Origin of the sequence: Phyllobacterium sp. NPDC097923, from assembly GCF_044760925.1 — a bacterium.
Taxonomy (GTDB): domain Bacteria; phylum Pseudomonadota; class Alphaproteobacteria; order Rhizobiales; family Rhizobiaceae; genus Phyllobacterium; species Phyllobacterium calauticae.
In genome coordinates, this window is record NZ_JBIWBL010000006.1 from 111,775 (window position 1) to 138,359 (window position 26,585).

23 protein-coding genes are annotated in these 26,585 nt (G+C 60.0%); 20 read left to right on the top strand and 3 right to left on the bottom strand.

Going from position 1 to position 26,585, the window contains the following annotated elements:
- Window positions 1–129 precede the first annotated feature (129 nt).
- From ACIQWS_RS22370 to ACIQWS_RS22430, 13 genes are all read left to right on the top strand, one after another.
- Window positions 130–2,037 carry a sigma-54-dependent Fis family transcriptional regulator gene (locus ACIQWS_RS22370; protein WP_403184438.1) on the top strand — a complete coding sequence of 636 codons (1,908 nt, stop codon included), beginning with the start codon at window positions 130–132 and terminating at the stop codon, window positions 2,035–2,037.
- A gap of 255 nt (window positions 2,038–2,292) precedes the next feature.
- Window positions 2,293–3,369 carry a 2,3-butanediol dehydrogenase gene (locus tag ACIQWS_RS22375; RefSeq protein ID WP_403184440.1) on the top strand — a complete coding sequence of 359 codons (1,077 nt, stop codon included), beginning with the start codon at window positions 2,293–2,295 and terminating at the stop codon, window positions 3,367–3,369.
- A 75-nt stretch (window positions 3,370–3,444) separates the two neighbouring features.
- The gene (locus ACIQWS_RS22380; protein WP_346306426.1) at window positions 3,445–5,247 is read left to right on the top strand and encodes an NAD(P)/FAD-dependent oxidoreductase; all 1,803 of its coding nucleotides are present in this window, start codon (window positions 3,445–3,447) and stop codon (window positions 5,245–5,247) included.
- 125 nt (window positions 5,248–5,372) lie between these two features.
- Window positions 5,373–6,347: a GAF domain-containing protein gene (locus tag ACIQWS_RS22385; RefSeq protein ID WP_346306427.1), complete on the top strand. Its 975-nt coding sequence runs from the start codon at window positions 5,373–5,375 to the stop codon at window positions 6,345–6,347.
- Window positions 6,348–6,547: 200 nt separating this feature from the next.
- Window positions 6,548–8,065, top strand: a complete 1,518-nt coding sequence (gene adh, locus ACIQWS_RS22390; protein ID WP_346306428.1) for an aldehyde dehydrogenase — start codon at window positions 6,548–6,550, stop codon at window positions 8,063–8,065.
- Window positions 8,066–8,132: 67 nt separating this feature from the next.
- Window positions 8,133–8,483: a DUF779 domain-containing protein gene (locus tag ACIQWS_RS22395; protein WP_403184444.1), complete on the top strand. Its 351-nt coding sequence runs from the start codon at window positions 8,133–8,135 to the stop codon at window positions 8,481–8,483.
- A 270-nt stretch (window positions 8,484–8,753) separates the two neighbouring features.
- Window positions 8,754–9,968: an ROK family transcriptional regulator gene (locus tag ACIQWS_RS22400; protein ID WP_403184446.1), complete on the top strand. Its 1,215-nt coding sequence runs from the start codon at window positions 8,754–8,756 to the stop codon at window positions 9,966–9,968.
- Window positions 9,965–11,227, top strand: a complete 1,263-nt coding sequence (locus tag ACIQWS_RS22405; RefSeq protein ID WP_403184448.1) for a M20 family metallopeptidase — start codon at window positions 9,965–9,967, stop codon at window positions 11,225–11,227. The genes ACIQWS_RS22400 and ACIQWS_RS22405 overlap by 4 nt, the downstream gene beginning before the upstream one ends.
- Before the next feature lie 36 nt (window positions 11,228–11,263).
- Complete coding sequence (locus ACIQWS_RS22410) at window positions 11,264–12,325, top strand: substrate-binding domain-containing protein (protein ID WP_403184450.1); 1,062 nt, start codon at window positions 11,264–11,266, stop codon at window positions 12,323–12,325.
- 49 nt (window positions 12,326–12,374) lie between these two features.
- The gene (locus ACIQWS_RS22415; protein WP_403184452.1) at window positions 12,375–13,439 is read left to right on the top strand and encodes a substrate-binding domain-containing protein; all 1,065 of its coding nucleotides are present in this window, start codon (window positions 12,375–12,377) and stop codon (window positions 13,437–13,439) included.
- A 66-nt stretch (window positions 13,440–13,505) separates the two neighbouring features.
- The gene (locus tag ACIQWS_RS22420) at window positions 13,506–14,489 is read left to right on the top strand and encodes an ABC transporter permease (protein ID WP_403184455.1); all 984 of its coding nucleotides are present in this window, start codon (window positions 13,506–13,508) and stop codon (window positions 14,487–14,489) included.
- An 11-nt stretch (window positions 14,490–14,500) separates the two neighbouring features.
- Complete coding sequence (locus tag ACIQWS_RS22425; protein WP_403184457.1) at window positions 14,501–15,700, top strand: alanine racemase; 1,200 nt, start codon at window positions 14,501–14,503, stop codon at window positions 15,698–15,700.
- 10 nt (window positions 15,701–15,710) lie between these two features.
- The gene (locus tag ACIQWS_RS22430; RefSeq protein ID WP_403184459.1) at window positions 15,711–16,454 is read left to right on the top strand and encodes an ATP-binding cassette domain-containing protein; all 744 of its coding nucleotides are present in this window, start codon (window positions 15,711–15,713) and stop codon (window positions 16,452–16,454) included.
- Here the strand turns inward: ACIQWS_RS22430 and ACIQWS_RS22435 are convergent.
- Window positions 16,447–17,481 carry a LacI family DNA-binding transcriptional regulator gene (locus ACIQWS_RS22435; protein WP_403184462.1) on the bottom strand — a complete coding sequence of 345 codons (1,035 nt, stop codon included), beginning with the start codon at window positions 17,479–17,481 and terminating at the stop codon, window positions 16,447–16,449. The two genes, ACIQWS_RS22430 and ACIQWS_RS22435, sit on opposite strands and share 8 nt — an antisense overlap.
- A 164-nt stretch (window positions 17,482–17,645) precedes the next feature.
- On the opposite strand from ACIQWS_RS22435, the gene ACIQWS_RS22440 reads away from it, so the two are divergent.
- The 7 genes from ACIQWS_RS22440 (at window position 17,646) to ACIQWS_RS22470 (ending at window position 24,556) form a co-directional block, all read left to right on the top strand.
- Window positions 17,646–18,668, top strand: coding sequence for a Gfo/Idh/MocA family protein (locus ACIQWS_RS22440; RefSeq protein WP_403184464.1), 1,023 nt, complete (start codon window positions 17,646–17,648; stop codon window positions 18,666–18,668).
- A gap of 11 nt (window positions 18,669–18,679) precedes the next feature.
- Window positions 18,680–19,576, top strand: a complete 897-nt coding sequence (locus ACIQWS_RS22445) for a sugar phosphate isomerase/epimerase family protein (RefSeq protein WP_403184466.1) — start codon at window positions 18,680–18,682, stop codon at window positions 19,574–19,576.
- Between the two features lie 122 nt (window positions 19,577–19,698).
- A complete protein-coding gene (locus tag ACIQWS_RS22450; RefSeq protein ID WP_403184469.1) occupies window positions 19,699–20,910 on the top strand; it encodes an ABC transporter substrate-binding protein in 1,212 nt (403 codons plus the stop codon).
- A 68-nt stretch (window positions 20,911–20,978) separates the two neighbouring features.
- On the top strand, window positions 20,979–21,881 hold the full coding sequence (locus ACIQWS_RS22455) for a carbohydrate ABC transporter permease (protein ID WP_403184471.1): 903 nt from the start codon (window positions 20,979–20,981) through the stop codon (window positions 21,879–21,881).
- An 11-nt stretch (window positions 21,882–21,892) separates the two neighbouring features.
- Entirely contained in the window at window positions 21,893–22,705 is an 813-nt protein-coding gene (locus tag ACIQWS_RS22460) for a carbohydrate ABC transporter permease (RefSeq protein ID WP_346306440.1), read from the top strand.
- An 8-nt stretch (window positions 22,706–22,713) separates the two neighbouring features.
- Window positions 22,714–23,787, top strand: a complete 1,074-nt coding sequence (locus ACIQWS_RS22465; protein ID WP_346306441.1) for a sn-glycerol-3-phosphate ABC transporter ATP-binding protein UgpC — start codon at window positions 22,714–22,716, stop codon at window positions 23,785–23,787.
- 100 nt (window positions 23,788–23,887) lie between these two features.
- Window positions 23,888–24,556 carry a DUF2161 family putative PD-(D/E)XK-type phosphodiesterase gene (locus ACIQWS_RS22470; protein ID WP_346306452.1) on the top strand — a complete coding sequence of 223 codons (669 nt, stop codon included), beginning with the start codon at window positions 23,888–23,890 and terminating at the stop codon, window positions 24,554–24,556.
- Here ACIQWS_RS22470 and ACIQWS_RS22475 read toward each other — a convergent pair.
- Both ACIQWS_RS22475 and ACIQWS_RS22480 read right to left on the bottom strand, forming a co-directional pair.
- On the bottom strand, window positions 24,553–25,911 hold the full coding sequence (locus tag ACIQWS_RS22475) for an NAD(P)/FAD-dependent oxidoreductase (RefSeq protein ID WP_346306442.1): 1,359 nt from the start codon (window positions 25,909–25,911) through the stop codon (window positions 24,553–24,555). The two genes, ACIQWS_RS22470 and ACIQWS_RS22475, sit on opposite strands and share 4 nt — an antisense overlap.
- Before the next feature lie 15 nt (window positions 25,912–25,926).
- The gene (locus ACIQWS_RS22480; protein WP_346306453.1) at window positions 25,927–26,553 is read right to left on the bottom strand and encodes a PadR family transcriptional regulator; all 627 of its coding nucleotides are present in this window, start codon (window positions 26,551–26,553) and stop codon (window positions 25,927–25,929) included.
- Between the last annotated feature and the right edge of the window lie 32 nt (window positions 26,554–26,585).

The window sequence follows — 26,585 nt, forward strand, 5'->3', positions numbered from 1 at the left end:
CGCAGCACTGTGACTTATGGTTGCGTGGAGTTGTGAAGTCCCTGCGCATTTACAATTGGTCCAACTCGTGCAGACTGGTCTGGCTGAAGAAGGGAGAGCGGTGCGCTGGGAGGCGCATGGCAAAATCTCATGTCGCTGCATTCGGACCATATTCGCGAAATCGAGACGGTGAGTCTGGGAGGCTCGACCAACCGTGATGAAACCGTGGTTGAATCCTGGTTGCGCTGCATCAAGCAGCACAGGCTGGACCCGGCACAGGCATGCGAGGCCTACATCGTTCCCGAAACCCAGTTGCGCGAGCATCGGCAGCAGTCGGAGCAGTTGATTTCAATCGCGCGGTCGGGACTTGAAAACCTGTTTCGTCATGTTGCCGGTCAGAACTATGTGCTGCTTCTTTCCGATCGCGACGGGATCACTGTTGAATTCCTCGGCGATCCGCTGTTCGACAACAATCTGCGCAAGGCGGGTCTTTATCTCGGTTCGGAATGGTCGGAGGCGCGGGCAGGCACCTGTGCCGTTGGCTCCTGCCTGGAGACAGGCGAGCCGTTGACGATTCATCAGACCGATCATTTTGACAATACCCATACACCGCTGACCTGCACCGCCGCGCCCATCTATGACGCACAGGGGCAGCTTTCGGCCGTGCTTGATATTTCGCTGTTGCGTTCGCCGCAAATCAAGACGAGCCAGAACTTGGCGCTGCACCTGGTAACGGCTACGGCGCGGCGGATCGAGCTTGCCAATCTCATGGCCCAGACGCGCAATGAGTGGGTGTTGCGTTTTTCGCGCTCTCCTGAATTTCTCGACGTCGATCCGGAAGCGGCGATCTCGATCGACGGTGCGGGGCGAATTATCGGCATGACCCACGACGGCGCAAAGATCATGGCGCGCGCGTCCGGGCTCGATTGGCGGCAGCCGGCGAATCTGATCGGGCAATCCATATCGCGTTTTTTCGATATGGATGTCGACGATCTCGGCAATCTTACCCGCACGAGGCCGTCCGAAGACCGGCTGGTGTTCGCGCGGGACGGCAATGTTCTGTTTGCGCATGCGATAGAACCGCACTACCCATCGCGCGGTGCACCGATTGTTCAGGAGCGCATCCCCGCCTCGCTGCGCCGGTTGAGCGGCGGCGATCCGCATCTGGCTGGGCTGCAGACAAAGGCGGCAAAGCTTGCCGGCAAGTCGTTGCCGATTCTGATCCAGGGCGAAACCGGTACAGGCAAGGAATATCTGGCGCGCGCCATCCATGACAGCAGTGGTGCCAGCGGACGCTTTATTGCCGTCAATTGTGCTGCTATGCCGGAGCAGCTTATCGAGAGCGAGCTGTTCGGTTATGCGCCGGGTGCCTTCACAGGAGCTTTGGCGAAGGGGCGCAAGGGGCTTGTCGAGGAAGCCGATGGTGGCACGCTGTTTCTCGATGAAATCGGTGACATGCCTTTGGCGCTGCAAAGCCGGCTTCTGCGGGTGCTGGCCGAAGGCGAGGTTTTGCCTCTCGGCGCATCGCGGGCCAAACCGGTCAATGTACGCATTCTCTCCGCATCCCACCGCGACCTTGCCGAACTCGTGCGCAACGGCACATTCCGCCAGGACCTGTTCTATCGCCTGAACGCCGCCACCCTGTCACTGCCGGCGCTGCGGAACCGCAGCGATTTTGATTGGCTGCTCGCGGAAATCCTGAAGAAATGCACGGCGGATACGGGTTCGGCTCCGGTCGTTTCCGCCGAAGCGCAGTTGGCGCTGCGGCGGCACAATTGGCCGGGCAATATCCGCGAACTTTTCAATGTTCTTGATGTTGCGGCGGCACTCTGTGAAAACGGGTGTGTAGACCTGACGGATCTTCCCGAGCACGTCCAGCGACAGGCCCAAAATCATCCGGTCAGCGCAGGCCGTGAACAGCATGATGAACATTCCCGGTTGACGGAAGCTCTGGCGGCAACGGACGGAAACATTTCCGCTGCGGCGCGCCTGCTTGGTGTCGACCGTTCAACCGTACACAGGCAGCTGCGCCGCGTCCGCCAAAAGGCAGCGCATTGATGTCAGGCCTGCCCAGGTGTTGCAACTGTTGCAGAGCGTTGCGCCACAGCTGTGGCGAATTGCAACAGCCGCGCTGTCGCCAATTCTTCCTTCGTCATAAAAACATTTGAAAGTCAGTCAGATAGAGGAAACTCCGGCTGCTGGCACGTTCCTTGCAGTGCTTTCGCACACCAGCTGCTTGCGTTGATCGCAATGCGGGAAGCTTGATGCGAACAACAGACAGGCCTTGTCGCGAAACGGGGCCGGGAGGAATGAATGAAAGCACTGCGTTTCCATGCGGCGAAAGACCTTCGTCTTGAAAATATTGACGCGCCTTCGTCGGCGCCGCAGGCCGGGCAGGTGTTGATCCGCAACCGGTTTGTCGGTATTTGCGGAACGGACCTGCACGAATATGTGTCGGGGCCCATCTTTATTCCGGTTGAACCGCATCCGTTCACCGGGGCGAGTGGGCCGCAGATTTTGGGGCATGAATTCGGCGGTGTCGTTGAAGCGGTCGGCGCGGGGGTGACGTCGGTCAAACCGGGTGACCGGGTTTCCGTCCAGCCTTTGATCATGCGGCGCTCCGGCGACTATTTTGCCGATCGCGGTCTTTTTCATCTGAGTACGAATCTGGCCTTGGCCGGGTTGAGCTGGCAGTCCGGCGGCATGGCGGAATATGCCCTGCTGAATGAATACAATGTGCAGCGCATCCCGGATGAAATGACCGACGAGGAAGCGGCGCTGGTCGAACCCGCCGCCGTGGCGGTCTATGCCTGTGATCGCGGCGGGGTGACAGCTGGAAGCAGTGTTCTCGTGACCGGGGCGGGACCGATTGGTGTGTTGACGCTGCTTGCGGCCCGAGCTGCCGGTGCCGCCCAATTGTTCCTCTCCGATATCAACGATACGCGGCTGGAACTGGCGGTCGGCATCCTGCCGGATTTGATCACCATCAACCCGAAGCGCGAGCTGGTCGGCGACATCGTCCGGTCGAGAACCGAAGGCGGCGTCGGTTGCGATGTCGCCATTGAATGCGTGGGCAATGAACACGCTTTGAAAGCCTGTACCGATGCCGTCCGCAAGCAGGGCGTGGTGGTACAAACGGGGCTTCATCCGCATGAAAATCCGCTCGACTGGTTCCAGGTCACCTTCAAGGATATCGATATCCGCGGATCGTGGGCCTACCCGACGCATTATTGGCCGCGGGTCATCAGACTGATCAGTTCAGGTCTCTTGCCTGCACACAAGGTCGTTACCAAACGGATCAACCTGGATGAAGCGGTGACAGAGGGTTTCGATACCCTGCTTGATCCTGCGGGAAAGCATCTGAAGATCTTGATCGATCTGACATCATAGGTCGTGCGGGCTGGAGGAGCCCGCATCCGATCTTACAGAATTCATACAATTGGCAGGCAGAATGGAGGAGATTTCATGCTTGACGACAGCCCCCACCAAAAGATTGAAACGGTACTTGGGAAGCTCGAAAAGGCTTTCGCGAATGGCGATATTGAAGCGGCAGTCAACCTGTTTCAGGAAGACTGTTACTGGCGTGATCTTGTCACGTTCACATGGAACCTGAAGACCCTTGAAGGCCATGATCAGATCCGTGCCATGCTGACCGAACAGCTGGCGCGCATCAAACCGCATGACCTGCGGCAGGATCTGAGCGAAGTAGCCACGGAGGATGACGGTGTCACCCAGGGCTGGATCGAATTTGATACCGGCGCGGCGCGGGGGTACGGGCACATCCGCCTCAAGAACGGCCGCATATGGTCGCTGCTGACCACCATGTCCGAATTGAAGGGACATGAGGAACCAAAGGGTTTCCTGCGGCCCATGGGTGCGCAGCATGGCAGCGAACCCGGACGCAAGAGCTGGAAGGAAAAGCGCGAGACGGAAGCGGCTGAGCTTGGCTACTCCGTCCAGCCCTATTGCCTCATCATTGGCGGCGGACAGGGCGGGATCGCCCTCGGGGCCCGGCTGCGGCAGCTTGGTGTACCAACCATCATCATCGAAAAGAACGAGCGTCCGGGGGACAGCTGGCGCAAACGCTACAAGTCTTTGTGCCTGCACGATCCAGTCTGGTACGACCATCTGCCCTACATCCCGTTCCCCGATAACTGGCCGGTTTTTGCCCCCAAGGACAAGATCGGCGACTGGCTCGAGATGTACACGAAAGTGATGGAGCTGAATTACTGGAGCTCGACGGTTTGCAAATCGGCACAATACGACGACGCGCGGGGTGAATGGACCGTCATCGTCGAGCGCGACGGCAAGGAGATCACGCTGCGTCCGAAACAGCTTGTCCTGGCAACCGGCATGTCCGGCAAAGCCAACTGGCCGAAATTCAAGGGAATGGACGTATTCAAGGGCGAGCAGCAGCATTCGTCCCAGCACCCCGGCCCTGAAGCCTATGCGGGCAAGAAAGTCGTGGTCGTGGGGTCCAACAATTCCGCCCACGATATCTGCGCAGCGCTGTGGGAAGCGGGCGCTGACGTGACCATGCTGCAGCGCTCGTCGACCCACATCGTCAAATCCGATTCCCTGATGGAAATCGGCCTGGGCGATCTCTATTCCGAGCGCGCCGTCGCCAACGGCATGACCACACGCAAGGCCGATCTGATTTTTGCCTCGCTGCCCTATCGCATCATGCATGAGTTCCAGAAGCCGGTTTACGACAAGATCCGTCAGAAGGACGCGGCCTTCTACGAGCGGCTGGAAAAGGCTGGCTTCATGCTGGACTTCGGTGACGATGAGTCCGGACTGTTCATGAAATACCTGCGCCGCGGTTCCGGCTATTACATCGATGTCGGTGCTTGCGATCTCATCGCCGACGGCAAGATCAAGCTGATCAGCGGCGTCAATATCCGCGAACTGAATGAAGGCGGTATCGTGCTGGACGATGGGCGGGAACTCCCGGCCGATCTGATTGTCTATGCCACCGGTTACGGCTCGATGAACGGCTGGGCGGCGGACCTGATCTCGCGCGAGGTCGCCGACAAGGTCGGAAAGTGCTGGGGGCTTGGTTCGGACACCACGAAGGACCCGGGACCATGGGAAGGCGAACAGCGCAATATGTGGAAGCCGACGCAGCAGCAGGCCCTATGGTTCCATGGCGGAAATCTGCACCAGTCACGCCATTACTCACAGTACCTGTCGCTCCAGCTGAAGGCCCGCATGGAAGGTATCCCGACACCGGTCTATGGTCTTCAGACGGTGCATCACCTGTCCTAGCGTGAAAACAAAGCAGCACGCGGTCGTGTGGCCGCATGCTGCTTCACCCGCCATGGCGCACCCTTGACCGAAAAGCAAACTAGCTTACCCTAGGGTCAGAACGCCTGGACTTTGGGAGGAGACCGATGGCTTCGCGGTACGATGGTCAGCATGCCGAACACATCCAGTCCGCCCTTCTGGGAAGCGCTGCTGCGCAATCTGCGCTCGTTGCCTCCTGGGGGCGTTCCATGCGTCTCTACGGGCTCAATCCGGAAGAGGGGACACCGCCGGATTTTTTGAGCGAACGGGAACTGACGGACGCCCGCGAACGGCTGGGATCGTTGATCACCACCGCGCAGGCGACGCTGGACCGCCTCTACTCCGCCGTTGGCGGTGCCGGATGCTGTGTGCTGCTGGCGGATAAGGACGGCGTGCCGGTTGACCGCCGCGGCAGCGTTTCGGACGATGCGACCTTCTGCAAGATCGGTCTGTGGACCGGAGCGGTGTGGAGCGAGGAACGCGAAGGTACGAACGGCATTGGAACCGCCTTGGCCGAACAGCGGGCTTTAACGATCCATCGGGATCAGCATTTCCGCAGCCGCAATACGGCCTTGTCCTGCACCGTTGCCCCCATATTCGACCATTGCGGGCGCCTGATGGCGGCCATTGACGTGTCATCCGCGCGTCACGACCTCACGGAAGATTTCGTCAAACTGATCGCCATGGCTGTCGTTGATGCTGCGCGCCGCGTGGAAGCGGAAAATTTTCGTCTGGCCTTCCCCAAGGCGCGGATCATGCTCGCCAAGCTCGGGCCGGATGTGAGCTATGAGCGCAGTGCCAGCGCGCTGATTGCCGTCGATGAAGACGACCTTGTCATCGGGGCTTCCCGCACTGTCCGGCATGTTCTGGGTCTCACCGATGAGTCCTTGAGCAAGCCGCTGCCGGCGGCCAGTCTCCTGGGGCAAAGCATGGATGTCGAGCAGGAATTTGCTGCCGCCGAGCGCAGCGTCATCCAGCGCGTGCTTGCCAAAGCCGACGGCAATATCTCGGTTGCCGCCACGATGATGGGTATGGGGCGTGCCACCCTGCATCGCAAGTTGAAGAAACTCGGTATTCACTGACGCTGCAGCGTATTCGCTGATTGCCGCCGGCAATTGTCTCAAAAGTGAGACAATGCGCCCGCCCGCATGGTTCATGCGGGATGACACCCGCACCTCCGCGCGCGATCCTCTCCGGGCCGCAGGAGGCGGTATCAATCAGCGTGCAGATGGCCTTTCCGAAGTTTTCACGGCGCGGAGGCCCTGCAACAGGGAGGAACACCATGAACAAGGTAGAATTCAACCGCACCATTCGACCCAATTTCAAGAAGCGCTACGGCAATTTCATCGGCGGCAAGTTTGTCGAGCCGAAGTCGGGACGGTATTTCGACAATACTTCGCCGGTGAATGGCCAGGTCCTGTGCGAAATCGCCCGGTCCGACGCCAGCGATGTCGAGGCAGCCCTCGATGCGGCCCATGCGGCCAAGGATGCGTGGGGGCGTACCAGCGTTGCCGAACGCAGCGTCATCCTCAACAAGATCGCGCAGGTCATGGAGGACAATCTGACACTGCTGGCGCAGGCCGAGACCTGGGACAACGGCAAGCCGATCCGCGAGACGACTGCCGCAGACCTGCCACTCGCGATTGATCACCTGCGTTACTTCGCTGGCGTGATCCGGGCGCAGGAGGGCAGTATTTCCGAGATTGACCATGATACCGTCGCCTACCACTTCCACGAGCCGCTGGGCGTTGTCGGCCAGATCATCCCGTGGAATTTCCCGCTCCTGATGGCGATCTGGAAACTCGCACCGGCACTGGCCGCCGGCAATTGCGTGGTGCTGAAGCCGGCGGAACAGACACCGGCTTCCATTCTGGTGCTGGCCGAACTGATCGGTGATCTCCTGCCGCCGGGCGTTCTGAACATCGTCAACGGCTTCGGCCTCGAGGCCGGCAAGCCGCTTGCATCCAGTCCGCGCATTGCCAAGATTGCCTTTACCGGCGAGACGACAACCGGCCGCCTGATCATGCAGTATGCCAGCCAGAACCTCATTCCGGTGACCTTGGAGCTGGGCGGCAAGTCACCCAACATTTTCTTCAAGGATGTGACGTCCGACGATGACGATTTCTTCGACAAGGCGATTGAAGGCTTCGTCATGTTTGCCCTCAATCAGGGCGAGGTCTGCACTTGCCCAAGCCGCGCCCTCATTCATGAATCCATCTACGACAAGTTCATGGAACGCGCGCTGAAGCGTGTCGAGGCAATCGTCCAGGGTGACCCGCTTGATCCCGCGACGATGATCGGTGCGCAGGCGTCCGGCGAGCAGTTCGAGAAAATCCTGTCCTACATCGATATCGGCAAGCAGGAAGGCGCTGAAGTGCTGACTGGTGGTGAACGCAACGCGTTGGCCGGCGATCTCGCCGGCGGTTTCTATGTGAAGCCGACGGTGTTCAAGGGCCATAACCGGATGCGTATTTTCCAGGAGGAAATCTTTGGTCCGGTCGTTTCGGTCACCACCTTCAAGGACAATGACGAAGCGCTGTCGATTGCCAACGATACGCTTTACGGCCTGGGTGCCGGCATATGGAGCCGGGACGCCAACACCTGCTACCGCTTCGGCCGGGCCATTCAGGCCGGGCGTGTCTGGACCAACTGCTACCATGCCTATCCCGCGCATGCGGCATTCGGCGGATACAAGCAGTCGGGCATCGGCCGGGAAAACCACCTGAAGATGCTGGATCATTATCAGCAGACCAAGAACATGCTGGTCAGCTACAGCCCGAAGAAGCTCGGATTCTTCTGAGCACTCTGACGTTGCAAAGCTGGCGGCGTCTGCGTGGCGCTGCCAGTGTCACCATTGGGGAGGCATCATGCAAAATCAGGTCAGTGCCACGATCGCTGCTCTCGATCTCATTCGAACGCTGCAGGCGGAATACGGGCCGATCATGTTTCATCAGTCGGGCGGTTGTTGCGACGGCTCGTCGCCGATGTGCTACGCGCAAGGGGACTTCATCATCGGCGACCAGGACGTCCGTCTGGGTGATATCGGCGGCGCGCCGGTCTATATCAGCGCCTCCCAGTATGATGTGTGGAAACATACCGAACTGATCATCGATGTCGTGCCGGGCCGCGGCGGCATGTTCTCGCTCGACAATGGCCGCGAAGTGCGGTTCCTGACGCGCTCGAAAGTGTGCGTCGTGTCTCCGCTTGAAACGAGATAGTGAGCCGTCGGTTGATTAAAACCGATCGGCACGGTCCGTCGGGTTTGGTTGTCGAACCCGATCTCGCCGATGCCCGGATATCGCCGCAAGGCCCGGCAACCGGCTCCGCGCCATAGACAGTCATTGTCGATGGCTCCATGTCCCTGAATCGCACCCGGTCGACATTCTTCATCCCGCCACAACAATAGTTCGATTTTTGGCGTTGCACGCTTGACAAGTTTGACGAGACGTTATTAGTTCGGTGATAGAACGAACTAAATATGTGAGGCTGTGTTGAACGAAGCTGTGCGCCTGTCCCGTAAGTTCTCCCAGCGGGCCGTAATAGAAGCTATCGTGCAGGGTAGTCCGATTTCGCGGGCCTCGATCTCCAAGCAGACAGGGCTGTCGAAACAGACGATTTCGGAGATTGTCCGCCAGCTGGAAACGGAAGGCTGGGTTCAGGAAACCGGACGTACCAGCGGTCACGTTGGGCGTACCGCGGTCACCTATGAGCTTATTCCAAGCGCAGCCTACATCGCCGCCGTTGATCTGGGCGGCACGAAGGTGCGTGTGGCCATCGTCGATCTGGCCTGCCAGGTCTTTGCCGAGGATACGGCGCCAACGGACCCGAGGGGCGGGCAGGCGGTTATCGACCAGATCGCAAACATGTGTTTTCGGGCGGCCGCTCGTCAGGCTATCCCGCGCGAGAAGATCAGGCTTGCCGTTGTCGGTGCGCCGGGTGCGCCGGACAGTGATACCGGCCGTATCCTGCTTGCGCCCAATATTGCCGGCTTCGACACCATGGACGTGGCAACGGCATTTGAACGCGCGTTCGGCGTTGATGTCATGCTGGAGAACGATGTCAATCTTGCCGTCATCGGTGAGAACTGGTTGGGCCAGGGGCAGGGCATCGACAATCTTGCTTATATTGCGCTGGGAACCGGTATCGGCGGCGGCCTCATGGTGGGCGGGCAGCTGGTGCGCGGCAACATCCATGCGGCGGGCGAACTCGGCTTTCTGCCCTTCGGTTCCGATCCGTTCGATGCGGAATCCTTGAGTGCAGGCGCCTTCGAGCGGGCGGTCGCCTCGATGAGCATCATCGAGCGTTACAGGGCCTTGTCGGGGATATCATTGGGTGTACCTGCTATTTTTGAGGCTGCGACGGCTGGCGATGCCAATGCCAACAGGGTTCTCGATGACACTGCCCGCCTTCTTGCGCGCGGAATTGGCGCCATTGCCGCCATTGCCAATCCGGAAAAAGTCATCCTCGGCGGTTCAATCGGCCTACGGCCGGAGATGCTGTCGCGGGTGAAAGACCTGCTGCCGCGCTGTTTTCCTTATCCGATCGATGTCGAGGCCAGTGTGCTTGGGTCGCGTGCCGCCATTATCGGCGCGGCCGCCATAGGGTTGGGGCACCTGCACAATACGCTCTTCGGTGCCGATGCGCCCGATAGCCGTATCTCGCTTCCGCCCGCCAGCACGGTCACATTGCGGGAGGTCGTATGATGAAGGATGCAAGCAATCTCGCCTCGCGGTTGCGCGAGGTTCTCGATGCCGATGACGCCGTGGCACTGCTGCGTGGTGCAATCGGGCGCAACAGCATCACCGGAAATGAAGCAAACTTTGTTGCCTATCTGAACGAGCAGATGCGTGCCCGTGCGCTCACCGCCATTGAAATCGCTGATTTTCTGCCGGGGCGCCCGAACATCTGGGGCGAGCGCCGAGGCAGTGGCAGTGGAAAGCGGCTCCTGTTCATCGGCCACACGGATACGGTCCATGTCGATGGTTGGGCCGAACATTGGGCGGGGACCGCCCATGCGGACCCGTTCGCCGCTCCCGTCATCGACGGCCAAATCTGGGGCAGGGGTGCCGGAGACCTGAAAGCGGGCATATGCACAGCGCTTGCCGCACTCTCGCTGCTGGACAAGGCCGGCATCCGGCTTGCCGGGGATGTCGCCTTCGCCTTTGTCGGGGATGAGGAGAGCGGGCAGCCGGGAACGGGCGTCTCGGCGGGCATCAAGGATTATGTCGCACGCATCGAGGCAGGCGCCATCCCGAAGCCGGATTTTACCATCTATGTCGAGCCGACCCAGCTGTCGGTCTATTCGGCACAGATCGGCTTTTTCATCGCCGACATCACGGTAACCGGAAAGTCGGCTTATTTCGGCGTGCCGGAGCTGGGAAAGGATGCGCTGAAGGCGAGCCATGCCATCATGTCGGCCCTGTGGAACCATTCGGATGCGGTAGCGGCGCGCGCGGAGCATGACCTCATCGGCCGCGGCTTCCTGTTGATCACGGGGTTGAAGGGCGGCGGCTTCATTGCCGTGCCTGAGGAGTGCACGCTTTCGCTGATCCGCAAGCTTTTACCGGGTGAATCCCTCGATACGGCCGCAGCGGAGATGGAAGCTGTCATTCGCGGCGCGGTGTCCGATCCGGATATCAGGATCGACATCTCCTATCCGGCGGGCCGCGACCATCCGCTGGGCGGCACCGCCGCCGAGATCGACCGGCATGCGCCGGAGGTTGCAATGCTGTCAAAGGCCGTTGCCGATGCAATGCACGGGCGCGGCGTGATCGAGGGCGCGCCTTTCTGGTCCGAGTCACCATTCTTCGTCAATCAACTGGGAACGCCGGCGGTGTACTGCGCCCCGGGCGATATCCGCAACTGCCACACCTATGAGGAACGCGTCGACGTGGAGGAATACCTTGCCGGAATCGTCGCGTTTGCCAGCTTTATCGCCGAATACTGCGGCGTTATTGAATGACCAACGACACCACAATAATAAAAAGGGAACATTCCAATGCTTGTGAAAAGATTTCTGAATGCAACGGCTCTGACCTGTTTCTTGCTGTCGGCTTCTGCGTCATTTGCGCAGACAGTCGGGCCGTCGGGAGAAGCGGCAACGCCAAGCTCCGCCATTACCCTGTCTGATGCCGATCTCGCCTCGCTGAAGGACAAGGGCTACAAGGCGGCTCTGCTCTGGCATACATCGTCGGATTTCGTGAATGCCGTTTCGGCTGGCGCAAAGGATGAGTTTGCCCGCGCCGGTGTGAAAGTCGTTGTCACGACGGATGCCGGGTTTGATGCCGCGCGCCAGCGCAGCGATATCGAAACGGCGCTTGCCGCCAAGCCCGATGTCGTCCTGGCCCTGCCGCTTGATCCGGTGACCTCGGCCGAGGCCTTCAAGCAGGCGATTGCCGATCATACCAAGCTTGTGTTCTTGTCGAATGTGCCGGCGGGTTACAAGCAAGGCGCCGATTATGCGGCCATTGTCACGGATGACCTCTTCCAGATGGGCAAGCAGGCGGCCGATGCCCTGGCAAAATCCATCGGCGGCAAAGGTAAAGTTGGCTGGATTTTCCACGATGCCACCTATTATGTCACCAACCAGCGCGACAATGCGTTCAAATCGACAATCGAGAAAGACTATCCGGACATCAAGATCGTTGCCCAAAAGGGTATTTCGGATCCGTCGCGCGCCGAGGAACTGGCAAGTGCGATGCTGCTGCAGAATCCTGATCTTGACGGCATCTATGTGACCTGGGCGGAGCCCGCCGACGGTGTGCTCGCTGCCTTACGCGCTGCCGGAAACACCAAGACGAAGATCGTCACGCTCGATCTTGCCGAGCCCGTGGGTCTCGATATGGCCAAGGGCGGCAATGTGACGGCGCTGGTTGCCGACAAAGCCTACGAGCTTGGCCGCACAATGGCGGCGACAGGCCTGAAATCCCTGCTCAATCAGGCAACGCCGCCCTTTATCGTCGCTCCGGCATTGACCGTAACCAGAGAGACCATCGCTTCAGGCTGGAAGGAATCGCTCAACCGCGATGCACCGCAATCCATCCTCGACGCCGTGAAATAGCGCGAAGCGGTACGGTTCAACGTTCGACAAACCAATCAAGGGGGCAGTCATGTCCAGATTTCTCACATTGTCGGCAGCGCTTGCTGTCAGCATCTTCGCAACACAGGCCTTCGCGGCTGAAGGGGTAACGGTCGGACCGCATGGCGAAAAGCCGACGCCCGCCGCCAGCGTGACCCTCACCGCTGACGAGGTCCAGAAGATCAAGGACGGCAACTATACCGCCGCGCTGGTCTGGCACGAGATGAGCGAATACACCAATGCGGTCAATCGCGGGGCGGAAGCAGAATTCGCCGCGCTCGGCATCACGATTGTAGCGGAGACCAATGCCAGCTTTGACAGTGCCCGCCAACAGTCCGACGTGGAAACGGTCCTGGCGAAGAAGCCGACGATCATCGTGTCGCTGCCCGTCGATCCGACCACCGCGGCAGCGGTCTATGATCCCGCACGCAAGGCCGGGGTCAAGCTTGCCTTCATCGACAACTCGCCGGCGGGATACGAGCATGGCAAGGACTATGTGACCATTGTCTCCGACGACCTGTTCCAGATGGGCAGCAAGGCGGCCGACGCCATGGCTGCCTCCCTCGGCAAGAAGGGGAAGCTCGGCTACATCTATCACGATGCCGATTTCTACGTGACCAATCAGCGGGATCGGGCATTCAAGACAACCATCGAGACAAAATATCCCGATATGAAGATCGTTGCCGAAGCCGGCATGGCCGATCCCGCGCGCAGTGAGGAAATCGCCCAAGGGCTTTTGATCAAGCACCCCGACCTTGACGGCATCTATGTCACCTGGGCCGAACCGGCGCTCAATGTTCTGGCGGCGCTCAAGGCTGCCGGCAATACCAGCACCCGGATTGTCGCCCTCGACCTGAATGAACCGGCAGCACTTGACATGGTCAAGGGCGGCAGCTTCACCGCGCTCGTTGCCGACGAAGCTTACAATATTGGCCGCACCGCCGCGCGCGCTGCGGCGGGGTCGCTGATCGGGAAGAACGCCGAACCCTTTCTGGTTGTCGATTCATTGGCTGTGACGAAAGAGAACGTCCTTGCGGGATGGAAGACCTCGCTCAACAAGGACGCCCCCGAGAGCATCGTCGAAGCATTGAAATGACTGTGCGGGCGGCCGTCCCGGCAGGGGTCGGCCGCTCCCGTTTCACTTTCCTTTGAGGAAGATACCATGTCAAAAACCAACCCAAGCCTGGTGCCGTCCGGACGGTCGCTGTCCCTTCTGGGCAAGGCGAATCTACAGCAATATGTCGTCTATCTCGGGTTTCTCGCCATCTTTCTGTTCTTTGCGATCGTGCTGAGAGACAGCGGCTTCCTGACGGTCCGCAACCTGTCGAATATTGTGCTCCAGACAGCGCCGGTGACCATCATGGCAATCGGCTTGGTGTTTGTCCTTTCTGCCGGGGAAATCGATCTTTCGATCGGGTCCATCGTCGCCGTCTCCGCGCTTGCGGGCGCAGTTGCCATGAACGGCTACGGCATGACGGCCGGTATTGCCGCCGGCCTGTGTGCAGGTCTGCTGATCGGTCTGGTCAATGGTTTTCTCGTCGCTTACGTAAGACTTCCGTCCTTCCTGGTGACGCTTGCCACCATGGGACTGTTTGCCGGTGTTGCCCGGTCGCTGACCGATCTTCGCTCGATCCCGGTGACCAACAGCGCCTTCACCGGCTTTTTCGGCTCCGGCACACTGCTCGGCATTCCCTCGCTGGTGTGGTGGACGGTGGGAGCCATATGCATCGGCCACATTGTCTACCGTCATACCCGCTTTGGGGCGCATGTGCTTGCCACGGGAGACAACAACCGGGCTGCGAGCGTATCCGGTATCAGCGTTCCGCGCATCCGCCTGACGGTCCTGATGATGAGCGGCGTGCTGGCATCACTGGCTGGCCTCCTCTATGCCGGCCGCCTGCAGGCCGCCAAGTACACGCTGGGTGAAACCGATCTGATGACGGTCATTGCCGCGGTCATCGTCGGCGGAACGCTGCTCAACGGCGGCAAAGGCTCCATCATCGGTGCGCTGGTCGGTTCGCTGATGATGGGCATGCTGAACAACGGTCTGATCCTGATGGGCCTGTCTGTCTCTGACCAGATGATCGTCCGCGGTCTGATCATTCTTGCTGCCGTGGCGGTTTCGCTACGCGAAAAGTCGCGCTGAGGGAGTTTTCCATGTTTCTCGATATTTTACGCCGCCGCAACCCAGCCTTTGTGGAAAGCGCAATCCAGCTGCATCAGGCCGGCCACATTCCGGCCAATGCCTATGTGCTCGATCTCGATGCGGTCGAAGCCAATGCGCGTGTCCTCAAGTCCGAAGCGGGCAGGCAGGGCCTGAAAATCTTCGGCATGACCAAGCAGGTCGGCCGGTCCAGTTCATTCTGCCGGGCCATCAAGCGCGGCGGCATCGATGCCGCCGTCGCCGTCGATATGGCCTGTGCCCGGGCCGTGCACAATGCCGGCCTGAAGCTCGGGCATCTCGGCCATTTGCAGCAGGTCGCGCGTCATGAAGCCGCCGCTGCAGCTGCCCGTTTTCGCCCGGATTACTGGACGGTGTTCAACACGGAAAAGGCGGCGGAGGCCGGCAAGGGCGCGAGCGCTGCAGGTTACACGCAGAATTTGCTTGCCCGCATCAAGGCTGAAGGCGACACCTTCTATCGCGGGCATGAGGGCGGATTTGATGCGGACGATATTGCCGGGGTTGCCGACCGTCTAGACGATGTGGAGGGCGGCCGCTTCGCCGGTATCACGACATTCCCGGCACTTCTGTTCGATCATGCCGCGCGCAAGGTGAAACCTACGCCCAATCTGGCAACGCTCACCAAGGCTGCCAAGGCTCTGCAGAAGGCCGGCCGGACCAATGTCGAGGTGAATGCGCCGGGAACGACATCGTCGGTGTTGCTGGCCGCATTGGCCGAAGCGGGCGCCACCCAATGCGAACCGGGCAATGGTCTGCACGGAACCACGGCGCTTCACGTCATGGAGGATTTGCCGGAACTTCCCGCGGTGCTGTATCTGACCGAGGTATCGCATCTTGCCGGTGGCAAGGCCTATTGCTTCGGTGGCGGTTTCTACATCGACCCGATCTTCCCGGAATATGACGTGAAGGCGATTGTAAGCCGCGAACCGACGGTCAGTGCCGCGGCGCTGCGCAGTGTTGAAGTGCCGCCGCCTGCGGCCATTGATTACTACGCCATGATCGACGCGACCGCTCCCGGCTCACCGCGTCCGGGTGATACGGCCGTTTTTGGCTTCCGTGGCCAGGCTTTCGTGACGCGCGCCTATATTGTCGGCGTGTCCGGTATTTCAAAGGGTGCGCCCAAGGTCGAGACAATCGAGAACGGTTTCGGTGAAACCGCCGCCTGGCCTGTATAGGAGAAATCGAATGACTGTCACCGACCTCTCACCTGTTCTCAAACTGACCGACATCCGCAAGAATTTCGATGCCGTGACGGCCATCGAAAATTTCTCGCTGGATATCTTTCCCGGTGAAATCGTTGCTCTTGTCGGCGACAACGGGGCGGGTAAATCCACGCTGATCAAGATCATCTCGGGCGTATACGCCCCATCTGCCGGCACGATCACCATCGAGGGTGAAACAGTGACGATGGCGAGCGCCAGCATGGCGCGCGCCCATGGCATTGAAGTCGTGTACCAGGATCTGGCGCTCGCCGACCAGCAGACCGTTTACATGAACATGTTTCTCGGCCGCGAGCCGGTCAACCGCTTCGGTCTGCTCGATCGCGGCAAGATGATCAGCGACACTGAAAAGCTGGTCCAGGAGCTGGACGTGCGGATACCTTCGGCCCATGCCACGATCCGGGATTTGTCCGGCGGGCAGCGTCAGGGGGTGGCGATCGCGCGGGCAACCCATTGGGCGAGCAAGCTGATCCTGCTGGACGAGCCGACAGCGGCGCTGGGCGTGGCCGAAACGGCCAAGGTCGAAGCCATCGTGCAATCCTTGAAAACCCGCAACATCGGTGTGCTGATCATCAGCCATAGTCTGGACCAGGTCTTCAAGCTCTCCGACCGCATCTGTGTTTTGCGGCGCGGAAAGCAGATCGGTATCCGCAAGACCTCCGAGACGGACAAGAACGAAATCGTATCGATGATCACCGGCGTCAATTGACGGGCTGGTGTCTGTCGCTCTCGCCAGGGATCAGTTGCAGCGGCCAGACGAGCTGCACCCTTTCCTGCGGATAATGGTCTTCATAAGCGGGCATGGTTGAAAGCAGGGATTCCGCCAGCTTGATGCCAAGATCGCGCAGGGAGATCCTGAAACAGGTCAGCGTGGGCGACAGAAACCGGCTTTGGGTGCTCTCGCGGAAACCGATGACGGCGATGTCGCGGCCCGGGTGAACATCGGACTCGTAGAAGCGCCGGTAGAGTCCGAGGGCCATGTTTTCATTGACGAGGATGATGGCTGTCGGCATTCGCCCCTGGGCAAGGACGGCACTTGCAATCTGGTAGCCGCCTTCCTCGTTGGCATGGGACCGGAACACGTAGTCCGGATCAAACGCTATGCCGCTGGCGGCGAGGGCCTGTTTGTAGGCATCGAGAAAGATGTAGCCGAGGTTGATGTCGCTGGCCGGTACGGCAATGGCAATGCGGCTGTGACCCAGCCCGGCAAGCCGCCTGACCGCTGCCGTTGCAACGCCTTCGAAATCGAGGTCAATCCATGGGTAATTGCCCGCTGTTTCGCTGCGGCCCAGCGTTATGAAGGGAATTTTTCGCTCCAGCAGGAAATCAATGCGGGGATCGTGACGTGTGGTTGCCGATATGATCAGCCCGTCGACAAAGCGACGCGCAACCACGCGGTTGAGATAGGCGGCAGGCTCTTCGTCGGTGCCGCACAGAAGTGCAACGAGGTCGAGGTGATGGCGCCGGAACACCGACTGGACGCCTTCAAAGACAGGCATGAAGAAGCTGCCGCCGGTGTCGACCGTCTCGATGGTTGATTCAATCATGAAGCCGATCGTGTTGGTGGTGCCCTGTCGGAGACTGCGGCCGGACTGGTTCGGCACATAGCCAAGTTGCTTGGCCGCCTCAAGCACGCGCTCGCGCGTCTCTTGATTGACGTCAGCCTTCCCGTTGAGGGCACGGGAAACTGTTCCGATCGAAATATCGAGATGGCGGGCAAGGTCCCGGATGCTCACGCTTTTTCTCCCTGTGCGACTCGGCGCTGATGCCCTTTCATTCTTAAAACACCGAAAGGGGGATTGACAAAAATAATTCGCCGATATGAAATCGTAAACGTTTACGGAAGGCATTTGCAACCGATTTAGCCGGTTTCTGGTGAATTTCGTGGGGAGGAGAGACAATGCAACGTGCCGTTTTAGTCGGCTGCGGAGCCATGAGCAAAGCATGGTTTGAGGCAGCCCGGACCATTGGCGATATCGATATTGTCGGTGTTGTCGATCTGGCGAAAGAGCGCGCGGAGGCGCGCATCGCAGAATTTGGTCTCGGCACGGCAATCGCCTCAGACAGTCTTTCCGCTGTTCTGGCAAAGACCAGCCCTGATCTCCTGTTCGACGTCGTCGTTCCGGCCGCCCGCCATGCGACCGTGGCCGCCGGGCTTGACGCGGGTTGTCATGTGCTGTCGGAGAAGCCGATGGCTGAAACCATGGACGAGGCGCGGGACCTCGTCGGGCGTGCACGCGGGGCCGGACGTATTCATGCGGTCGTGCAGAACAGGCGTTATCTCGCCCAGATCCGCCGCATCCGTCAGCTTGTTGCCTCTGGAGCCATTGGCGACGTGACCAGCCTGCATTGTGATTTCTTTCTCGGCCCGCATTTCGGCGGATTTCGTGAGGAGATGCGCCATGTGCTGTTTCTGGACATGGCGATCCACACATTCGATGCGGCGCGCTTTCTCGCCGGGGACGCTGCCAGCGCGGTTTATGCCCGGGAGTGGGAACCAAGCAATTCCTGGTACAGCCAGGGTTCTTCCGCCGCCGCGATCTTCGAATTCAGCAATGGTGCCGTCTTCACCTATCGCGGCAGCTGGTGCGCCGACGGTCTGCGGACCAGCTGGGAAAGCAGCTGGCGCATCGTCGGCAGCAAGGGAACGATTGTCTGGGACGGGCACGACGACATACGGGCCGAAGCCGTCACCTCCGGCAAGGATGGCCTGTTCTCCGGGGTGACCGCCGTCGAGATACCTCCCCTTGATGCGTCCCACCGCATCGGCGGTCACCTCGGAGTCATGCAGGATTTTATCGCGGCAAGCCGGGGCGGTTCCGCGCCGGAAACGGCCGGGACCGAAAATATCAAAAGCCTCGCGATGGTGTTCGGTGCGATCCAAAGCGCCGAAACCGGACGGCGTATTGAAATCACGATCTGAAGGAATTCGGAATGAGCAACCCGGCACAATCGATCCGCATCGGCACCATGATCAGAGGCAATGCGCCTGATCCCGCCGCCTATGTCAAAGCCATCCTGCCGCATGGCTTCGAGAGCATCGAGCCATTCTTCTGGCAGGTGATGAACAAGGACCTGCCGATGCTCGCGGCGCAGTTGAAAGACGCCATCGGTGACGCGGATGTGACGATCTCGACCCTCGGCATGTTCGGCAATCCGCTTGAGGACACGGAGATCGATCGTGAGACGCTGAAAGGCTGGGAGGCATTGATCGACAATGCCCATCTCTTCGGCGCCAACACCATTGCCGGGTTCACTGGCCGCGTGCGCGGCAAGCGGATTGAAGACAGTCTGCCCCAGTTCAAGAAGGTCTGGAGTGAACTTTCGCGGCGGGCCGCCGACAAGGGCGTCAAGCTTGCCTTTGAGAACTGTGCCATGGACGGCAACTGGGCAACCGGCGACTGGAATATCGCCCATACGCCGGATGCCTGGGAAATGATCTTCAACGAAGTGCCGGCCGATAATCTCGGGCTCGAATGGGAGCCCTGTCACCAGATGGTCTATCTCATCGATCCCTTGCCGCAGATCCGCAAATGGGCGCCCAAGATTTTCCACGTTCACGGCAAGGATGCCACGATCCGCTGGGAGGTTATCCGCGAGCATGGGATTTTCGGCAAGGAGAAGTTCGTGTTCATGCGCTCGCCGGGATTTGGCGATACCAACTGGACCGATGTCATATCGGAACTGCGCCTCGCCGGCTGGTCGGGATCAATCGATATCGAGGGCTGGCACGATCCGGTCTATCGCAATGATCTGGAAATGACCGGGCAGGTGCATTCCCTGAATTATCTGAAACACAGCCGTGGCGGTGATTTCGTCGCCAATCCCTGATTTCCCCGAGCGGGCCCGCTGCCGGACGGGAGTTCCGGTGATGATGGAGATCAGATCCGACCAGGAAAGACGCGCCGCCAAGAAGCGCAATACCGGTGTCGAGTAACACGAGGAGGAAACCTATGAAGAGCATTTCGCATTGGATTGCCGCTGCCGCACTGATGCTGTCGGGCACGGCTGCGCATGCCGAGCCGGTGACGCTTGATATCTGGACCATCGACCGGCCGGATCAGTATATCTATCTTCTGAAGGACGAGTTCGAGCAGGCACACCCGGACATCAAGCTGAATGTCAAAACCGTGCAATTCCGCGACATGGTCAACGACCTTGCCCGCGCCACCGCAACCGGTGAATCGCCCGATGTCACCTATATCGACAATCCCGAAGTGGCGCTCTTCGCCTCGCGCGGACTACTTCTTGATCTCTCGCCGATGCTCGCGGAATCGAAGGTGATCAGGAAGGTCGATATTTTTCCGGGCCCGCTTTCCTCGGTGACATGGGATGGCAAGATCTATGGTGTTCCGCGCGGCGCCAACACGCTGGCGCTCTACTACAACGCAGACATGTTCAAGGCGAAGGGGCTCGATCCCGACAAGCCGCCCAGGACTTGGGATGAGCTTTATGCCGCTGCCAAGACGCTGAACGATCCGGCAAAGAACATTTATGGAATGGCCTTTTCCGCCGTGGCAACCGAAGAGGGAACGTTCCAGTTTCTGCCGTGGCTGCAAATGGCGGGCGGTGACTACAATAAGGTGGATACGGATGGTGGTGTGAAAGTGCTGCAGTTCTGGAGCAAACTGCTCGATGAGAAGCTGGCCTCGCCCGATACGCTCATCCGCGGGCAATATGACTCGACCGGCACCTTCAATGCCGGAAATGCGGCCATGGCGATCTCCGGACCATGGGAGCTGCCGCGCATGAGCAAGGAAGCAAAGTTCGATTTCCGCGCCGCGCTGCTGCCGGTTCCGCATGAGGGCGCAACCCGGGCTTCCGCCCTGGGCGAGGGCGACAATGTCATTCTCGCCAACAGCAAGCACCCGAAGGAAGCCTTCATCCTGCTGGAATTTCTCTACGGCAAGATGCCGGATGTCTGGAACCGCTTCGGCTTTCTGCCCGCCGCGAGGATTCAGTCCAACAACCCTAAAATACCGGCCATCTACGCTGTCTTCGAGGAAAGCATGAAATATGCGCGCAACCGCGGTCCGCATCCGGAATGGCCGAAAATCTCCAAGGCCATCTACACGGCCATACAGTCGTCGCTCACCCGCAAGAGCGACCCGAAAACGGCCTTGGCAGCGGCGCAGAAGCAGATCGACGTGGTTCTGAAAAAGTAGATCAAATCCTGTCCTCGCATTCGTTATGCGGGGACAGGCCAACAATCCACATGGGGCGGGAGGGCACTATGCAGGGCATTATCAGGACCATCAGGGACGGGAGCGGCTTTGATATCCTGCTGCTCGGTCTGGCATTGGCTTATCTGATCGCGTTTTCGGCATTTCCCATTCTCTACAACATCATCATGTCGCTGCAGACGGTGGACATGTTCACGATCACCTCGTTCAACCGCCCCTTTGTCGGCCTGCAGAACTATTATGACGTGATATCTCAACCCATTGCGATGGCGGTGCTGTGGAACACCGTCAAGTTCGTCGTCCTGTCGATCGTCTTCCAGCTGTCGATCGGTTTCGGCCTTGCGCTGTTTTTCCAGCAGGATTTCCCGGGAGCCACCTATCTGCGCGGGTTGTTCCTGGCCGGTTGGATCATGCCGGCTCTGGTGGTCGGGGCGATTTGGAAATGGCTGTTCGCCGGGGATTTCGGTGTCATCAACTATGTGCTGATGTCGCTTGGCGTTGCCGGTGAGCGTGTCTTCTGGCTGTCCGACCCGGATGTCGCGCTTTACGCGGTGATCATTGCCAATGTGTGGCTCGGCATCCCCTTCAACATGATCCTGCTCTCCGTTGGCCTTGCCGCCATTCCGCGCGATGTCTACGAGGCTGCCGAACTCGACGGCGCGGGACCCTTCGAACGCTTCCGGTCGATCACGCTGCCCCTGATGCGGGCGCAGCTCGGCGCGGTCATTTCGCTCGGTGTGATCTTCACCCTGCAGCAGTTCGATCTCATTGCGGCCCTGACGCAGGGCGGTCCGGCCGACAGTTCCAACGTCGCGCAATACTGGTCGTGGCAATTGTCCTTCCAGACCTATGAAATATCGCTGGGCAGCGCGGTCTCGGTGATGATGATCCTTTTCGTCATTGTCGTTGCCGCCGTCTATGTCCGCTCCACGCGTCACGAACACAGTTACTGAGGAGAGCGCCGATGAAACGTTATATTCTCCTCGCCATCGGTCTGGTGATGACGGCGATCTACCTGTTCCCGTTGTACTGGATGTATCTCACCGCCTTCAAAGGCAGCTCCGAGATCTTTCAATATCCGCCAACATTCTGGCCGATAAATCCCCAGTGGAGTTTTGCCGAGGTTTGGCAGAGCCGGGGCATGGGGCGCTATATCTGGAATTCGCTGCTGATCGCGGTTGGGGTCACCATTCTCGTCACGTTCATGGGGACGGGATGCGCATATGTTCTCTCGCGTGTCCGCAATATCTGGATGGACATGGCCCTCTTCGCTATCCTGATGATGCAGGTGCTGCCGTCCTCGCTGATGGTGACGCCGATCTTCGTCATGTTCAATCAGATCGGCCTTTTGGCCAGCCCGCGCGTGGCGGTCATTCTGGCGCAGACGGCTAAGATGCTGCCGCTCTATATCGTGCTGTGCCGGGCTACCTTCGTGCAGGTGCCGCGCGAGCTGGAAGACGCTGCGCTTGTCGATGGTTCGTCGCGCATCGGCGCATTCTTCAACATCATGCTGCCTTTGGCGCGCAACGGCATTCTCGTCACGTCTGTGCTGATCTTTCTGCAATCCTTCGGTGAATATGTCTACGCCCGGTCCCTGATTGCCAGGAACGAGCTGCAGGTGGCGACGGTCGGCCTGCAGACCTTCATGGGTCCCGACGCTAGCGACTGGAACGGGATCATGACCTATGCCGCCATCTACGTCACGCCCATCCTTTTCGTATTCATGCTGCTGCAACGGCGCATCGTCAGCGGTCTTACCGCCGGCGCGCTGAAATGAGGTGAACCATGTTTCAGATCGAAATCGACCACCTGAACAAGCATTATGGCGGGTTTCACGCGCTGAAGGACATCAACATCGCCATCGAACAAGGCGCTTTCGTTGCACTGGTGGGGCCGTCTGGCTGCGGCAAGTCGACATTGCTGCGCACCCTCGCTGGCCTCGAAAAGACTAGTTCCGGCGATCTGCGCATCGCCGGGGAAAGTGTCGTGCACAAGCCGCCGCGCGAGCGGGACGTGGCGATGGTGTTCCAGTCCTATGCGCTCTATCCGCATATGGATGTCGAGCACAACATGAACTATTCGATGCGCCTGAAGCGGCGCCCGAAGCAGGAGATTGCCGAGCGCACGCGTGCCGCCGCGCAAACGCTGGGTCTTGGCGCCCTGCTTGACCGGCTGCCGAAAGCCCTGTCCGGCGGCCAGCGCCAGCGCGTCGCCATGGGGCGTGCCATCGTGCGCAACCCCAAGGTGTTTCTCTTCGACGAACCTCTTTCTAATCTCGATGCAGCGCTGCGGGTGCATATGCGCAGCGAGATCCGCAAGCTGCATGAACGCTTGCAGGCGACATCGGTTTACGTGACGCATGATCAGGTCGAGGCCATGACCATGGCCGACCACATCGTTGTCATGCGCGCCGGAGTGGTTGAGCAGCAGGGCAGCCCGCTCGATCTTTACGACCGGCCCGCCAACAGGTTCGTTGCCGGATTTATCGGATCGCCCGCCATGAATTTCATTCCGGTCACGGTTGGGCCCGATGGCAACAGACTGATGCTGGAGAAGGATCAGGCTCAATCGCTCATGCTCGGTCGCGCGCTGGCCCCCGGCCGGCGTTTGCTGGCCGGCCTGCGTCCGGAGCATCTTGCCTTCACCCGCGAAACCGGCGATCTGGCGATCAAGGTCGTCGTGGAAGCGGTGGAGTCGACGGGGAGCATGACATTCGTGACGGCATCCATCGCCTCCCAGCAGGTGGTGGCCGCCCATAGCGGCAGGCCGGGGGTGAGCCGGGGCCGCGAGACAGAACTCTTTATCGCGCCGGGGAACGTGCACCTGTTCGATCCGGAAACGGAGCTTGCCGTCTTCTGACCCTTTCCGCTTTGCCCGCTCAAATGCTATAGGGCGGCACCCGCCTCTCACATTCGCTTTGCGAACGCGAGGGGATGGCATGTATGGCAAAGGATGCACCTTGGAGACAGCGCTCTATCTCCCGATCAAAGGATTTCTTGAGGAGGCTGGTTACAGCGTCAAAGGTGAGATCGTCGGTTGTGACATCGTCGCGCTGAGCGATGGTGAGCCGCCTTTAGTGGTCATCTGCGAACTCAAGCTCAGTTTCAATCTCGAACTCCTCCTGCAGGCGGTCGACCGGGCGGCTCTCAGCGATGAAGTCTGGCTTGCGGCGCGCATTTCAGCGCGGGGCAAGGGACGCGAAAGCGACCGCCGGTTCCGCGACCTCTGCCGCCGGCTGGGTTTCGGCATGCTGGGTGTGTCGGATGGCGGTGTGGTCAGCATCATTGTCAGCCCGGCCGCGCCGATGCCGCGAAACAATGCGCGCAAGCGCTCTCGGCTGGTCGCGGAGCACCGGCGCCGCAAGGGCGATCCGACATCGGGCGGCGGTTCCCGCACGCCGATCATGACGGCCTACCGCCAGCAGGCGCTTGCCTGTGCCGAGGCGCTGCAGCGCGGCCATCTGCGGCCACGCGATCTGCGCGACGTTGCCCCCAATGCTCCGCAGATACTGCGCGGCAATGTCTACGGATGGTTCGAGCGCGTCGACAGGGGCGTCTATGCCCTGACGCAGGCAGGAATGGATGCGCTGAAACGCTGGCCTCCATCCCCGGCAAGCGACCCCGTCTAAGCCGCAAATTCATGCTTGTTGTCGATTTTGCGCAGGCGGGTTTCGGAGTCAGTCATGCGGCGCTTGAGAGCCGGGACGGCATTGATGATGCGCAGTGCGCCGCGCATGACCGCCAGTTGGATGCGGCCGAGCACGGGCCTGTGGCTGAGGCTGTTTGCGTCCATCTGCTTGCGTGACTCGAGCACTGCCCGCGCGCTGTATTCCAGCATTTCGGCTTCGTAGGCGTGCAGGGCTTCCACCAGCGGCTTGCCGCCGTCGCGCACCTCGGTGAGCCGCTTGCACAACAGGGCTGCATCCCGCATGGCGGTATTGGCGCCAACGCCGCGTCCGGGCGTCATGGTGTGTATGGCATCGCCGAGCAGCGTCACGTTCGACGACTGCCATGGGGAGGCCGGAACCGACGTGCGGATATTGACGCGAAAGATGGTGGTTGGATCGGAAAGCGCGATCAGGCGGCGCAGGTCGGGATGCCAGTTCCGGGTCATCTTCGCGGCGATCCTGGCAAGGTCGGGGCCGGGAAGGGACGCGGGATCCTCCGGCAGATTCTTGCGCGCGCCCCAGACACCCCACATGATGTAATCGCGGGTGTTGTCGAAAAGCAGTCCTGGCCATTCGGCAATCAGATCGGCCTCATTGCCGCCGACCCCGTGCTTCACGCCGTCATTGTCCCATTTGAACTCCATGACGTGAAGAATGGCGCCATAGCCCTTCGGTGCCATGATCATCGATATGCCGTGAAAAACCTTGTCGGGAAGAAGCGCTCTGGTTTCGGGTGTGAGCGCGGCCTTGCCGCCGATGGAGACGATGCCCGTATCCTCCATGCGTGCCTCGGGCAGGCGTTGCTTGCGAACGCGTGAGTTGGCACCGTCTGCACCGACCAGCACATCGCCCGTATCCGTTGAACCGTCATCGAAGACGACGGTGACCGTGCCGTCTTCATTGTTCCGGTAGCTTGAGAGTATCTTGTCGAACACGACACAGTCCTCGAGCCCGGTGAGCAGGACTTGGCGCAGCGTCATGCGGCTGACCGATTTTTCGCTGTCGACCGGATCATCGCTGCCTGGTACCGGCATGGATATCAGCTCGGACATGTTTTCCGTCAGCATGTTGAAATGGCGCGGTGCCCGCGCGCAGGTGGCAACAAAGAGATCAAAGAGCGGCGGCGGCAGGCAGCTTTTGAGCGCCTGGCTTCCCGCAGGGCTGATGCCGACGCGATAGCCATGCAGGCCATCGCGTCGCGTGCGGTCGCGTTCGTACACCCGGACATCGATGCCGGCCCGCTTGAGACCATGCGCAAGGCAAAGTCCTCCGGTCCCCGCGCCGATGATGATCACCTGCAAGGTATTGGTTTTCATGGTCTTGGCCTTTCGCTAGGAAGACGTGTGTTCGCTGGGCTGGGAAAGTTCCATTGCAATCTGGCGAAGCCAGGCTTCGCTCCAGGTCAGTTTGCCGGACTGAAGGTCGGCGGTGATGGCGCGTACCCAAACAAGCTGCGTGCCATAGGTTGCGCTTAAATATTCCATTTCCAGGAGAAAGAGACGGGGCACCGGCATCGCGATTGCATGGCGCAAATTCTGTTCGATCCGGTCGATTTCCGCCTGCAGCGCGACGGCGCGCTGTTCGAGGTGCTGCCGGGCATCGTCGGGCGTCAGGAGCGGCAGAAACGAGATCGCCGCGGGAAAATCCGGGAATTCCTGTGATGGCGTGGAAAGGATTTCCCGCATCCATTGCAGCATGATTGCACGCCCGGCCGGGCTGAGCTCATAGACGGTGCGTTCGGGCCGGTTCTCGTCGCGGGAGACGCCCTGCGCAGCAATCAATCCCTCCCGTTCCAGCCGGTTGACCGTCTGATAGAGACTGGCGCGCTGGGTGACATTGATGACCTCATCCTTGCCGCGTTCCTTGATGAGCTGTTGCATGCGGTAGGGATGCATGGGTGCCTCATACAGCATGGCGAGGATTGCGAGGGCGATCGGGGAGCGTTTGATTGTTTTCATAGTCATATATATACTAGTAATAAAAATACTAT

Coding starts and splice junctions, on each gene's coding strand:
- ACIQWS_RS22385 (WP_346306427.1), top strand. CDS start 5,373: ATGGCTTCGCGGTACGATGGTCAGCATGCCGAACACATCCAGTCCGCC.
- ACIQWS_RS22465 (WP_346306441.1), top strand. CDS start 22,714: ATGTTTCAGATCGAAATCGACCACCTGAACAAGCATTATGGCGGGTTT.
- ACIQWS_RS22380 (WP_346306426.1), top strand. CDS start 3,445: ATGCTTGACGACAGCCCCCACCAAAAGATTGAAACGGTACTTGGGAAG.
- ACIQWS_RS22405 (WP_403184448.1), top strand. CDS start 9,965: ATGATGAAGGATGCAAGCAATCTCGCCTCGCGGTTGCGCGAGGTTCTC.
- ACIQWS_RS22455 (WP_403184471.1), top strand. CDS start 20,979: ATGCAGGGCATTATCAGGACCATCAGGGACGGGAGCGGCTTTGATATC.
- ACIQWS_RS22440 (WP_403184464.1), top strand. CDS start 17,646: ATGCAACGTGCCGTTTTAGTCGGCTGCGGAGCCATGAGCAAAGCATGG.
- adh (WP_346306428.1), top strand. CDS start 6,548: ATGAACAAGGTAGAATTCAACCGCACCATTCGACCCAATTTCAAGAAG.
- ACIQWS_RS22475 (WP_346306442.1), bottom strand. CDS start 25,911: ATGAAAACCAATACCTTGCAGGTGATCATCATCGGCGCGGGGACCGGA.
- ACIQWS_RS22415 (WP_403184452.1), top strand. CDS start 12,375: ATGTCCAGATTTCTCACATTGTCGGCAGCGCTTGCTGTCAGCATCTTC.
- ACIQWS_RS22480 (WP_346306453.1), bottom strand. CDS start 26,553: ATGAAAACAATCAAACGCTCCCCGATCGCCCTCGCAATCCTCGCCATG.
- ACIQWS_RS22375 (WP_403184440.1), top strand. CDS start 2,293: ATGAAAGCACTGCGTTTCCATGCGGCGAAAGACCTTCGTCTTGAAAAT.
- ACIQWS_RS22410 (WP_403184450.1), top strand. CDS start 11,264: ATGCTTGTGAAAAGATTTCTGAATGCAACGGCTCTGACCTGTTTCTTG.
- ACIQWS_RS22395 (WP_403184444.1), top strand. CDS start 8,133: ATGCAAAATCAGGTCAGTGCCACGATCGCTGCTCTCGATCTCATTCGA.
- ACIQWS_RS22370 (WP_403184438.1), top strand. CDS start 130: ATGTCGCTGCATTCGGACCATATTCGCGAAATCGAGACGGTGAGTCTG.
- ACIQWS_RS22430 (WP_403184459.1), top strand. CDS start 15,711: ATGACTGTCACCGACCTCTCACCTGTTCTCAAACTGACCGACATCCGC.
- ACIQWS_RS22450 (WP_403184469.1), top strand. CDS start 19,699: ATGAAGAGCATTTCGCATTGGATTGCCGCTGCCGCACTGATGCTGTCG.
- ACIQWS_RS22445 (WP_403184466.1), top strand. CDS start 18,680: ATGAGCAACCCGGCACAATCGATCCGCATCGGCACCATGATCAGAGGC.
- ACIQWS_RS22425 (WP_403184457.1), top strand. CDS start 14,501: ATGTTTCTCGATATTTTACGCCGCCGCAACCCAGCCTTTGTGGAAAGC.
- ACIQWS_RS22460 (WP_346306440.1), top strand. CDS start 21,893: ATGAAACGTTATATTCTCCTCGCCATCGGTCTGGTGATGACGGCGATC.
- ACIQWS_RS22420 (WP_403184455.1), top strand. CDS start 13,506: ATGTCAAAAACCAACCCAAGCCTGGTGCCGTCCGGACGGTCGCTGTCC.